Origin of the sequence: Niastella sp. OAS944 (assembly GCA_024809215.1) — a bacterium.
Taxonomy (GTDB): Bacteria; Bacteroidota; Bacteroidia; order Chitinophagales; family Chitinophagaceae; genus Niastella.
Map to the genome: position 1 here is coordinate 133066 of JANUBW010000012.1, position 12746 is coordinate 145811.

Consider the following 12746-nt stretch of genomic DNA (forward strand, 5'->3'; position numbering starts at 1 on the left):
ATCTTACTAATAAGGCTGGCTTCCGGTTTTTATTTCTGAAGCCTTAAGGTTATTTTAGCTGTACAAATAACCCTTTATCTAATGAACCTCCGTTTGCTGCTATTTACCTTATTAACACCATTTTTGGCAACCGCCCAGTTTCTCGCCCCAAATACATCCTTGCAAGAGGCTTATAAATTAGCAACGCAGCAGGATAAGCTTATTTTCTTAATGATCGAAGCGGCCGATTGCCAGCAATGCGCCGATGTGGCCGACAAAGCCCTTCAAAATGATATACTAAAGAATTATCTCAAAGAGAACTTCATTGCCATTCGTATTCCCGCCGAACACCCAGACGTTAGTTTCCTGAAAGAAAAATACAACACCCATGGCGGAAACTCCGTATTGTTCCTCGACAACTTTGGCACGCTGGTGTTTCGCACCGAAATGAGCGCTATTGATCACAGGCAATACACTTCACAGGGCGGGTACGCAATGGCACGAAAAGCAGAAGCAAGCAGGCTGAGAGCACTGGAGCAGGAAGCACTAACCGGCAAGTTTACAACCGGCCAGATATATGAATTGATGAATAAACGCAAAGCTATTGACCAGCCCATTGACGCTCTGCTCAACCAGTATGTGAGCCAACTACCCGAAGACAGCCTCAACGGAATTACTACCATAAAACGCATAGCTAACCTAAGCCCCATCTTACAATCGAAAGCCGATTTGGCCATGCGTAAAAATGCAGCGCTGTTCAATGAACTTTGGAATAATAAATTTAATTCAACTGACCGGGCACTCATAAGCAAAGACATTGCTTTAAAATCCCTACAGCAGGCCATTGCAGAAAAGAATGTATCAAAGGCTACGGAAGCCGCCCGGTTTGCCCAATTATCTTTTAGCGATAAGGCACAGGGTGAGAAAGAATACTATAGTCACCTGATGGTATTTTTCCAAAATACCAATGACACAGCTGCCTACCTGCAATCGGCAGTTGAGTATTACGAACGCTTCCTAAAGGGCCTTAATGCAGCTGACATCAAAATGTATGATTCTACCCAGATGGCCTCGCTTGCACAACAACTATTTTCTTCAAAACCACCCTGCGATACAACTGGCGGCAGAAGCCATATTATCAGAAGATCTGAATTCAATACCACACTGGGCAATTATTACAGCCAAAAATTTATCAATGGCGCCCGCTCGTTTTACAACATGACCAACGATCCGGCATACCTGCAAAAAGCCCAACAATGGGCCGCCTACGCCTGGCAGTTTAAAGAAAGCCCTTATGTACTCGATATTTGGGCCCGCCTGCTATATAAGGTTGATAAAAAGAAGGTTGACCAGGCGGTACAACTGGAAGAAGAGGCCATTGCCCTTTTACAAAAATGGGGGTTTCCCACCACCAAAAACAAGGAGGCCGTGACTAAAATGAAAAAAATGTTGCCGCTCTAATTAACGCTTTACTGCATTACATTAACTAAAAATAACGCTTTATAATTCGCAACTGGTGGGTGCGTACACCCGTTTCGGCATTTACAATACCCGCGTTATCTATTTTATCTATTCGCACATTGCCCGAAGAATGAATGATCTCGTGATCATTTAACAATATACCTACGTGGGTTATACGCCCTTCGGCATTGTCGAAAAAGGCAAGATCGCCACAACGGGCTTCCTGTAAAAAGCCAACTACCTCGCCCTGGGTTGCCTGTAAATAAGCGTCGCGCAACAGGGGGATATTAAAAAAACGAAACACCATTTGCGTAAACCCGCTGCAATCGATACCAAATACACTTCGGCCACCCCACAGGTAAGGCGTATTTAAAAATGGCACAGCCCTTTCTTTTATTGCGGCGGCATCGGGTTTGGCCTGTGCAGCATTCCAGGTAGCTGCGTTGCGGTAATCGATTTTCAAAACAGCCGATAATTCCTTTGCGTTAGCTTCACTAAGCACGGGAATACCCATTGGTACGTGGGCCGGTGCGTTATTAATGGCTATAATATCAACCCAACCGGCCGTATATGTTTGCGGAGTAGTTTCTTTTATAAAGGTATCAACAACCACCAACTGGCTGCGCTGGCACCAGCCTTCGTACCCATCATGATTGCTTTGCAGTTTGATGAAGTCCTTTGCTTCTTCCAAAATAAGCCCTGCCTCTGCCAATAACAATTGACTGATCATTTCACTTTTATGTGCTGGTTCGGCCCGTAAAGGCGCTACCGGCACTTTGCAAACGGCATATGCCATAGATAAATGTTTGAGATAAAAATAGTGGTCACAAATTACTAAATCATAAAATTCATAGATCATGAATAAAAGAAATTCCAAGAACCAAGCACCAAGATCCAAATAAATCTCAAAATACAAATTCCAAAGACTTTACTAATTGGCTTTTGGGACTTGAGATTTGCGTTTTATTATTTGGATCTTGTGATTTGGAATTTATTTGGATCTTGGAATTTGTGATTTGAAATTTTTCCCTGTTGTTCAATAAAGAAACAATTATTCCGTTAAGGGTGGCGTTAAATTATTTGTGGAAATTTGAACACCTTGCATCTTAGTATAAAGAAAAACGCATTTTCGCATAGTGCAACAAGACCCTAATTCACATATCAGCGATCAGCAGTTACTGAACTCCTTTTATTCCAGTCGCGATAACCACTGGCTGGGGATCCTATTGCAACGCTATACCCTGCTTTTATTAGGGGTTTGCATGAAATACCTGAAAAATGAGGAAGAAGCTAAAGATTGCGTTCAACAGGTGTTTTTGAAAGCCATTACCGAACTGCATAAGTATAAGGTGGAGTATTTCAAAAGCTGGCTGTATATGGTGGCCAAGAACCATTGTCTTATGAAGTTGCGCGATAAACAGGGCCGTACTCCTGCCGAAATAAAGGAGGAAATGACCATTGCCGAGGAAGAACATGCGGGTGTAGCGCCACACCTCGAAAAAGACCGCCAGCTTGAAATGATGGAGGTTTGCCTGCAGGAACTGAATAAAGAACAAAAACAGTGCGTAACTTTGTTTTATCTTGAAAAGCGATCGTACAACGAAATAGCCGATATAACCGGTTTTTCGCTTATGCAGGTAAAAAGCTATATCCAGAACGGTAAACGCAACCTGAAGATCTTAATGGAACGAAAACTAAACCAACCGTAAATTACGTGGTCTAATGATCGATACTGACGACATGAACAATGAATAACGATCTACTGAACATATTATCTAATAGCAATAAAGACATTGACAACCAAAAGTTGATGGATTACCTCAGTGGTAAACTCAGCGAACAGGAGAAACACGAGGTAGAAATGTGGATGGTTGACAATGAATTTGAGAACGACGCTATGGAAGGGCTGCAACAAATGGCCGGCAATAAAAAGCTGGATGGCTATGTTGATCAGCTGAATAAAGAATTAACCCAGTACATAAAACAAAAGAAAGACCGCCGCGAAAAAAGAAAAATAAATAACGGCTTCTGGACATACACTGCTATTGCTTTTATTCTCATTATTATTATTCTTGCTTATATGGTACTTAGTAGAATAAAGCCGTAAATCCCAAATAACAAATCACAAGAACCAAAATAATAAAACTCAAATCACAAATCTCAAGCTCCCAATATCAACGAGTATATATTGATTTTTTTGGTATTTGGAATTTGTATTTTTGGAATTTGTTTGGAACTTGGTTTTTGGGTTTTGGAGCTTTTAATAATCTATCTTATCAGGCTTCTCTTTCCATTCGCTAAACACTTCATTGGCCTTTTCGCTTCCTAAACAAACCATTTCAATAATGCGATCGTGCAGCGACGCAGTTAATTCCTTATAAATAAGCGAATCGTCGAAACCCGCAGCTGCGGCATCATGGCGGCTGGCCCCAAAGTATACCTTCTTTGGCCTGGCCCAGTAAATAGCGCCCATACACATGGGACAAGGCTCGCAGGAAGTATATATTTCACAATCGGTAAGCTGAAAGGTTTGCAGGTTTTTACAGGCGTCGCGAATGGCCACTACTTCAGCATGCGCCGTAGGGTCGTTTGTACTGCTCACGCTGTTGCAACCCCGCCCTACGATCGTATCGCCTTTTACAATAATACAACCAAAAGGCCCGCCAATTCCATTGTTCATCCCCTGCCTTGCCAAATCAAGGGCCTGCTGCATAAACTTTAATTCACGATCGCTCATATACTTTCCATTTTTATCAAATTTATCGAAAAAGGCGAGCATTTGAACTATTCAGTATATTGTAACCCGGTAATATCAACACAAGATTATGACAAGAAAAATATGCCTGTTCCTTGCCGTACTTTGCATGTCACGTACCTATGCTCAACAGATCCATTATACAGTAACCTTTCCCAACATTCAACATCATGAAGCCAGGATCTTCATGACCGTAACCGGTATACCAGCCGGTAAAGCCACCTTTCGTATGAGCCGTTCCTCACCGGGCCGGTACGCTACCCACGAATTTGGAAAGAATGTATATGATGTAGAAGCATTAGATGGTGAAGGAAATGCCATAACCGTTAACCGTATAGATGGCGATGTATGGGAAGTGCCCAAACAGAAAGGTACCGTTCAGTTGAATTACACCTTATATGCAGCTTACCCCGATGGCACTTATTCGGGTATTGATCAAAGCAGCATTCACCTCAACATGCCTTCCGCTTTTATGTGGATCAAGGGGTTTGATAAAGCCCCCATTACCGTTCTGTTCAATACCACGGCGCTTGATAAAAGATGGACCATCGCTACCCAGTTAAAACCAACCGTCAACCCCACTGAATTTAGCGCACCAGGTCTGCAATACTTTATGGATTGCCCTACCAAAATAGGCCTGCTTAACTGGAAGGAATGGCATATTAAAAATCCCAATGGCAACAATTATACATTTAAACTGGCGCTGGAAGCAGATGCGCCCGATACCCTGGTAAGTTCGTTTGCCGCCAGGGTAAAACGCATTACACAGGAAGCACAGGCGGTATTTGGCGAAGTACCAGCATACGATTATGGCGGTTATACCTTCATTGCCAGCATTAACCCATACGTAGAAGGTGATGGCATGGAACACCGTAACTCAACCATGATAAGCATTCCCTATGAATTTAACGGTGGCAATAACCTGTTGGGCGTTTTCTCGCATGAGTTCTTTCACTGCTGGAATGTAGAACGTATTCGTCCCAAAACACTGGAACCCTTCAACTTTGAAAAAAGCAACATGAGTAATGAACTTTGGTGTGCAGAAGGGTTTACGCAATATTACGGCGAACTAATATTATGCCGGGCCGGGTTAAAACCCATTGAGGGTGCACTGGTATCAATGGCCGGGCTCATAAACACTAAGGAAAACACAATGGGCGCTAAACGCTTTTCACCAGCTGACGTAAGTCGCCATGCCGTTTTTGTAGATGCTGGTGTTGCGGTTGACAGAACGAACTACCCCAACATGTACAGCTCATATTATCCTTATGGTGGCGCTATTGCCCTGGCCCTCGATCTTACACTGCGCACTAAATATAAACTTACATTAGATGATTATATGACGGGCTTGTGGAAACGCTTTGGCAAACCCGAAATAGCTTATACCGTACAGGGACTGGAAGATGTGTTGGCTGAAGTAACCAGCGACAAAACATTTGCTGCCGATTTCTTTAGCCGTTACGTTAATGGCCATGAATCGTTTAACTATACTCCCCTACTGGAAAAAGCAGGGCTTACATTGAAAAAGCAATATGCCGGCAAAGCCTGGCTGGGCAATGTACAATATGCCGAAAACACCACTATCATCAGCTCTAACACCATTATAGGAACGCCGCTATACAATGCCGGTTTGGATGTTGAAGATGCCATCACTCAATTGGATGGTAAACTGGTAGCCCGTGCAGCCGATATAAATGAGGTCCTCAGCAGCCACAAACCCGGTGATGCCATAAGCATACAATACAAACACCGCAAGGAAACAAAAACCGCTACTATTACCCTGGGTGAAAACCCCGCTTATTCGCTTACTACTTATGAGCAGGCAGGTTTAACCCTAACCAATGAAATGAAAGAATTTCGTAACAACTGGCTGGGCACGAAAGTGAAGTAAAAAACAAGCTTGTTCAATTTTCATAATGTATCTATCTTTCATATGCAAAATACTGCATATGAAAAAAATTGCCTGCCTTATAGGTGCCTGTTATTCTATTTACAGCTGCAAACCACCCAGTTACAGCTATGTACCTGCCGCCATGAACACAACAGCCTATAGCCGTACAGGAGAAGGGCAGTTGGGTTTTATGTTTGGCTCACCAGGCATTGGTGCCAAGGGCGGCCTTGCTATTACAAAAAACATTAATGTAAATGCCTGGGTAAGTACGCTGCCCCCGGGCAATGATGATTATGGCAGTAAAGAATTTGAGTTTTCTGCAGGCATTCAAACCGATGCCGAAAAGCATGATGGTGTAACCAGTTTTTATATAGGTCACAGTGGCGGCAGTAACGAAAAAAAACGCACCGGCTTAACGGGCGATTTCAACCGTACGTTCTTTCAATTACAACACTCAGCCGTAGACGTAAAACTGGGTGGCGCCCGCCTCGATGGTTATATTGGATTACAGGTAAACTACCTCAGTTATAAAGGCACTAAAGAAAGCTCGCCATTCAATGATTACCTGTGGTATTATCAACCCTATTTTGGTATAGCAATAGGCGGTAAAAATGTTCGGTTTGAACTATTGCAGGGACTGGCCATCAAAAACACCGGCGAATGGAGCAATGGCGTAAGGGTGTTTCCCTGGTTTGGCCATATAGGTATGTTATTTAAAATAAGGAACAATAAAAAGCCCGAACGTTTATTGCAAACGCCCGGGCTTTAATATTTATTGGCTTTAGGCCTTTTTTAAAATATCTATTATCTTATTTAATTCTCCTTCGTTGGCAATATACCAGTCAGTAGCATCGGCAATGGCCGGGTTACGAAAGGTTACCGGGTCGGGCGCTGCCATACGGGCCGAGGTATGAAACTCGGTAGCACCGGTACCCTTCATCAACATTTCAACATTGGAAGAACGAACCCCGGCCCCCGGCATTATGATAATGCGGCCCGCGGCCCGTTGCACCAGATCGGCCAGCATATCAATGGCTTCAGGCGCTGCGCTTTTTTGTCCGCTCGTTAATATGCGCTCGCAACCGCAGTCAATAATTTCTTCCAACGCCTTAAACGGATTAGGCGTAGCATCGAACACGCGATGACAGGTTACACCCATGGGGTAAGCCCATTCTACTATACGTTTTAACCGCTCTGTATCTATTTCACCGTTTTGCAAATGCACACCTGTTGAAATACCATCGCAGCCCAGTTGTTTACACAACAGGATATCCTGTTTTATAATAGCAAACTCATCTTCATCATAAAAGAAGTTGCCGCCGCGTGGTCTTATAATGGGGTATAAAGCAATACCGATCTTCTCACGGGTTTGTTTTATGGTGCCATAAGATGGTGTAGTGCCCCCATCTGCCGGGTTTTCGCATAACTCCACCCGTTTTGCCCCTACCCTTTCTGCGATAACTGATGATTGTAAATTAAACGCGCATACTTCTAATAACATAGATTATCCTATATTAAAACTGTTTGTGGTTTGTAGTTTATGGTTTGTGGTTGCTGCCGCGCTTTGAAACTCGCGAGGCGCCATTTTAATAGTGAATTCACGAAATTAATGAACCACAAACAACAAACCACAAACTACAAACTAATATATACTCTTCGCTTTAATGATCCGCTCTTCTTTGCCACTCTTCACAGCAAACGTAAATCCTGGCTGCAACGCGTACCCGCCGTACTGGCCTTTTTTATTTAATGCAAGAAAACCTACCTGTACCTTTTTAGCTTTCTCAGGGTTGCGGCTAATAATACGCTCTACAGCTTTCTTACATGCAGCTTCCGGCTCAAGCCCCTGACGCATTAACTCTACCACCAAATGCGAACCAACGATCCTTATCACTTCTTCACCAACACCGGTAGAAGTTGCAGCGCCCACTTCGTTATCAACATATAATCCGGCGCCAATGATGGGTGAATCCCCTACCCGGCCACGCATTTTAAATGCCATACCACTTGTAGTACAGGCGCCACTGCAATTGCCGCTGGCATCCATGGCAATCATGCCAATGGTATCATGATTGTTGGGCCCGCCCGGCATGTCACCGCCGCTTGCGGGTTTATGCAGCTTGTTCTCGATGTTCATAATGGGCTCATACTTCGAGGTCTTTAACCATTCCTTCCAGGCTTTTTCGCTCTCGGGTGTTAACAGGTTTTCTTTTTTAAACCCATTGGCCAATGCAAATTGAAAAGCGCCCTCACCAATCAGCACCACATGTGGTGTTTTTTCCATCACCAACCGGGCAACAGAAATAGCATGAATGATATTTTCGAGGCCCATTACCGAACCGCAATTATAATATTCATCCATTATACAGGCGTCGAGCGTAACATGGCCATCACGGTCGGGTAAACCACCATAACCAACCGATTGGTTGTTGGGGTCGGCTTCAGGGATCTTAACGCCGGCCTCAACCGCATCTAATGCCCGGCCGCCTTTGCCAAGGATTGTCCAGGCCTCTGTGTTCGCTGCTTTACCAAAATCCCATGTAGATAGTACAATAGGTTCGTTCTTTATTGTTGGATAATCTGCATCTGATTGCGCCATTATTTTTTTTCCGCTAAACAGGCCAATTGAACCCAGGAACGATGTTTGTAAAAATTTTCTCCTTGTTGACATGATAACAATTTTAATGTGACTTAAACCCGAACTATTTCGATGGTTTAATGCCGCTGAAGTATAAGTGTTACACTTTCACGGATCTGTAATGCTTTTCGATGGCGCTAATTCACTATTTTTAAAAATCTAAATTAAGCGCTTATCATGAGAAAATTACTGTTTTTACTTTTTGCAATACAGTTTGCCTGTTTTGCTTACGCTCAACATGAACAGGATTCGGCTTTCGTTCGTGACAATTACATAAAAAAAGAAGTGTCTATCCCCATGCGCGATGGCATAAAATTGTTTACTGCCATGTATGTGCCGAAAGATGCAACCGAAAAACACCCTATTCTGTTAATGCGAACACCATATTCCTGCAATCCTTATGGTGAAAGCAATTTCAACGCCGGACTGTGGTTACGCTATTTCAAATACTATACACGTGAGAATTACACCATCGTGTTTCAGGATGTGCGCGGCCGCTGGATGAGCGAAGGAGAATTTGTTGATGTACGCCCGTTCAACCCGAATAAAAAAACAAACCAGGATATTGATGAAGCCAGCGATACCTACGATACCATCGACTGGTTGATAAAGAATCTCGAAAACAACAATGGCAATGTAGGCGTAATGGGTATTTCGTACCCGGGCTTTTACTCAACCATGGCGGCATTAAGCGGCCACCCGGCATTAAAAGCGGTAAGTCCGCAAGCGCCGGTAACCGATTGGTTTATTGGTGACGACTTCCATCACAACGGCGCCTTTTTTATATTGGATGGGTTTTCATTTTATGCAAGCGGATTTGGTTACCCCCGGCCCACACCAACAAGATTTGGACCGCCCAATAACATTCGCATTCCTTCAAACGACAATTACGAATCGTATTTACGCATTGGCGCTTTGAAGAACTTTATGAAGCTTACCGGTGATAGTCTGAAATTCTGGAAAGATATGTATGCGCATCCTAATTATGACGAATGGTGGCAGGCCCGCAACATCAGGAATTTTGTTGATCATGTGCCTGCCGGCACTGCAACAATGGTTGTAGGCGGTACATTTGATGCAGAGGATTGCTTTGGCGCCTGGCGTACGTACGAAGCCATTGAGAAAAAAGCAAAGAACAAAAACCGGATCGTAATGGGCCCCTGGTATCATGGCCAGTGGGCTTCAACCGATGGCACCCATATGGGCAACGTACGCTTTGGGTCAAACACCAGCATTTGGTACCAGAACAATATTGAAATACCTTTCTTTAACTATTATCTGAAAGGCAAGGGCGATATTTCAAAGCTGGCAGAAGCCAACATCTTTTTTACCGGCGCCAATGAATGGAAGCAATTTGAAACCTGGCCACCTGCCGATAAAAAAGACGAAGCTATTTATTTGCAGGCCGGTGGAAAACTGAGCTACACCAAACCTGCCTCCAAAAACAGTTTCACCGAATACATCAGTGACCCTGCACATCCGGTGCCATATACAGAAAATGTACACTTTACCCGTACGCGCGACTATATGACCGATGACCAGCGTTTTGCCAGCCGCCGTACCGATGTAATAAGTTTTGAAACAGATGTACTTACCAGCGACCTTACCCTGGGTGGTACGGTTGTAGCCGACCTGCTTGCGAGCATTTCAACAACTGATGCCGACTTTGTAGTAAAGGTAATAGATGTGTTCCCCGACGATTTCAAATATGCCGGCGCTACCACAAATCAAAGCCGCGATGCAGGTGGCCCCTACCCAATGGGTGGCTATCAAATGTTAGTACGTGGTGAAATAATGCGCGGCCGTTTCCGTAAAAGCTTTGCTATACCCGAAGCATTTAAGCCAAACAAAATTGAACGGGTAAAATTTGAGTTGCCCGATGTGGCCCATACTTTTCAAAAAGGCCATAAGCTGATGATACAAATTCAAAGCAGCTGGTTCCCGCTGGCCGACCGCAACCCGCAAAAGTTTGTAAATATTTACGAATGCGATGACAGCGATTTTCAGAAGGCGGCGATCAGAATTTATCACGATGGAACTAATAGCAGTAGTATAATATTACCGGTATTGAAGTAAATTGGGTTAACGAGTTGACGAGGAAAACAGGTTGACAATCGCTTGTCAACCTGTTTGCTTTAATGACCAACAGCACTTTCGTGAGTTAGCCAATAGTCGGGCTTTTCCCTAGTCAACTCGTTAACTTATCAACTTTTCAACTTATATTGCAGCCTCTCAGGATCTATGCACTTATAATACGCACACTGTCTCTCAACACTTAAAACCAGGCTACACAGTACCGCGCAGGCGCGGTATACTCATTTTATTTTCATTACAAAACATCTACCATTGACACTATTTAGTTGAGTGACAAAGGGTATTAACATTTTAAACATTATGAAAAAAGTTTGGTTTATTGCCTCATTGCTCCTGACCATCAACATGTATGCACAGGTAAACATTATTCCGCAGCCTGCTGAATTAAAGCTGCCGGAAGCTGCCGGTAATTTTACCATTACGGCCAAAACACCTATTATTCTGGAAGGCTCAGGGCTCGAGAACTCAGCCCGTTTTCTGAATGATTATCTGAAACAGGTATATGGTTTTACTTTACCAATAGTTAAAAAAGCAGGTGCAACACCCGGCATTCGACTGAACTTTGATCGCCTGGACCATCCAATTGCCGGTGCGTATAATATGGAAGTAAATGCCAAGGGTGTATATATTGGTGGCGATAATGAAACCGGTACTTTTTATGGCGTACAAACCTTGCTTCAGTTACTGCCTACTGTAAAAACAAACAGCTTACCTGTAGCGTATGTTACTATTAAAGACTATCCGCGCTTTCAATATCGCGGTCTTCATTTAGATGTAAGCCGCCATTTCTTTCCGGTAAGTTTTGTAAAACGTTATATTGATTATATAGCGCTGCATAAGATGAATTATTTTCACTGGCACTTAACAGATGACCAGGGCTGGCGCATAGAGATAAAAAAATATCCCAACCTTACAAAGGCAGGCGCCTGGCGCAATGGCACTATCATAGGCCACCACCCCGGCACCGGTAACGACAGCATTCGCTACGGCGGCTTCTATACGCAAAAAGAAGTAAAAGAAATAGTGGAGTATGCTGCCAAAAGGTATATTACTGTTTTGCCTGAAATTGAAATGCCTGGTCATGCATCAGCAGCGCTTACAGCATATAACAATTTGGGTTGTACCGGTGGTCCTTATGAAGTGCAACAAACATGGGGCGTATTCAACGACGTATTTTGTGCAGGCAATGATTCTGTTTTTACTTTTCTGCAAAATGTACTCGATGAAGTTATTCCTTTATTCCCTTCAAAATATGTACATATAGGCGGTGATGAATGTCCTAAAGAAAGCTGGAAGAAATGCCCTAAGTGCCAAAAGAGAATGGCCGATAATAAACTGAAAGATGAACATGAGTTGCAAAGTTATTTTGTGCAGCGCATGGAAAAATACATCAACAGCAAAGGCAAAACGATCATTGGCTGGGATGAAATACTGGAAGGTGGTCTTGCCCCCAATGCAGTTGTCATGAGCTGGCGTGGTGAGAAAGGTGGTATTGAAGCTGCCAAGCAAAATCATGATGTTATTATGACGCCTACCACATATGTTTATTTCGATTATTCACAGGCTAAGAAAGAAGACTCTTTAACAATTGGCGGGTATGTACCCGTTAACAAGGTGTACAATTATGAACCATTGTCAAAAGAACTGACCCCAGCGGAAGCCAAACATATATTGGGGGCGCAAGCCAATTTATGGACGGAATATGTAACCAATCCTAAAAAAGTTGAGTATATGATCTTCCCGCGGGCAAGTGCATTGAGTGAAGTTTTATGGAGCCCTTCAGAAAAACGCAACTGGAGCGATTTTGAAAAACGCTTACAGGAACAATGTAAACGTTATACTTTGTGGGGCACCGACTACAATAAAACGTTTGAATAGTTATTATAGTAAGCATTTTGCAATCGTTTGCCCTTAATTACCCGAAAAGA

Annotated in this window: 11 protein-coding genes; 7 read left to right on the forward strand and 4 right to left on the reverse strand. The window is 43.4% G+C overall.

Annotated elements, in window-relative coordinates; all coding sequences use genetic code 11:
* Positions 1–81 precede the first annotated feature (81 nt).
* Positions 82–1440, forward strand: a complete 1359-nt coding sequence (locus tag GGD38_RS33305) for a thioredoxin family protein (protein WP_375302429.1) — start codon at positions 82–84, stop codon at positions 1438–1440.
* A gap of 25 nt (positions 1441–1465) precedes the next feature.
* Here GGD38_RS33305 and GGD38_RS33310 read toward each other — a convergent pair whose 3' ends face one another.
* Complete coding sequence (locus GGD38_RS33310; protein ID WP_375302430.1) at positions 1466–2236, reverse strand: NlpC/P60 family protein; 771 nt, start codon at positions 2234–2236, stop codon at positions 1466–1468.
* A gap of 340 nt (positions 2237–2576) precedes the next feature.
* Between GGD38_RS33310 and GGD38_RS33315 the strand changes: the two genes are divergently transcribed.
* Positions 2577–3149: an RNA polymerase sigma factor gene (locus tag GGD38_RS33315; RefSeq protein WP_375302431.1), complete on the forward strand. Its 573-nt coding sequence runs from the start codon at positions 2577–2579 to the stop codon at positions 3147–3149.
* Positions 3150–3187: 38 nt separating this feature from the next.
* Positions 3188–3547, forward strand: a complete 360-nt coding sequence (locus GGD38_RS33320; protein ID WP_375302432.1) for a hypothetical protein — start codon at positions 3188–3190, stop codon at positions 3545–3547.
* 153 nt (positions 3548–3700) lie between these two features.
* On the opposite strand, the gene GGD38_RS33325 is transcribed toward GGD38_RS33320, so the two are convergent.
* Complete coding sequence (locus tag GGD38_RS33325) at positions 3701–4219, reverse strand: nucleoside deaminase (protein WP_375302433.1); 519 nt, start codon at positions 4217–4219, stop codon at positions 3701–3703.
* Positions 4220–4265: 46 nt separating this feature from the next.
* Between GGD38_RS33325 and GGD38_RS33330 the strand changes: the two genes are divergently transcribed.
* Entirely contained in the window at positions 4266–6086 is a 1821-nt protein-coding gene (locus GGD38_RS33330) for a M61 family metallopeptidase (RefSeq protein WP_375302434.1), read from the forward strand.
* A gap of 58 nt (positions 6087–6144) precedes the next feature.
* Positions 6145–6855, forward strand: coding sequence for a hypothetical protein (locus GGD38_RS33335; protein WP_375303945.1), 711 nt, complete (start codon positions 6145–6147; stop codon positions 6853–6855).
* 12 nt (positions 6856–6867) lie between these two features.
* Here the strand turns inward: GGD38_RS33335 and GGD38_RS33340 are convergent, their stop codons facing one another.
* The gene (locus tag GGD38_RS33340) at positions 6868–7587 is read right to left on the reverse strand and encodes a copper homeostasis protein CutC (protein ID WP_375302436.1); all 720 of its coding nucleotides are present in this window, start codon (positions 7585–7587) and stop codon (positions 6868–6870) included.
* Positions 7588–7728: 141 nt separating this feature from the next.
* Positions 7729–8757 (reverse strand): N(4)-(beta-N-acetylglucosaminyl)-L-asparaginase, encoded by a 1029-nt coding sequence (locus tag GGD38_RS33345; RefSeq protein ID WP_375302437.1) that lies wholly within the window; start codon positions 8755–8757, stop codon positions 7729–7731.
* A 144-nt stretch (positions 8758–8901) separates the two neighbouring features.
* Between GGD38_RS33345 and GGD38_RS33350 the strand changes: the two genes are divergently transcribed.
* Both GGD38_RS33350 and GGD38_RS33355 read left to right on the forward strand, forming a co-directional pair.
* Entirely contained in the window at positions 8902–10800 is a 1899-nt protein-coding gene (locus tag GGD38_RS33350; protein ID WP_375303946.1) for a CocE/NonD family hydrolase, read from the forward strand.
* Positions 10801–11118: 318 nt separating this feature from the next.
* Positions 11119–12696: a beta-N-acetylhexosaminidase gene (locus GGD38_RS33355; RefSeq protein ID WP_375302440.1), complete on the forward strand. Its 1578-nt coding sequence runs from the start codon at positions 11119–11121 to the stop codon at positions 12694–12696.
* Positions 12697–12746 lie beyond the last annotated feature (50 nt).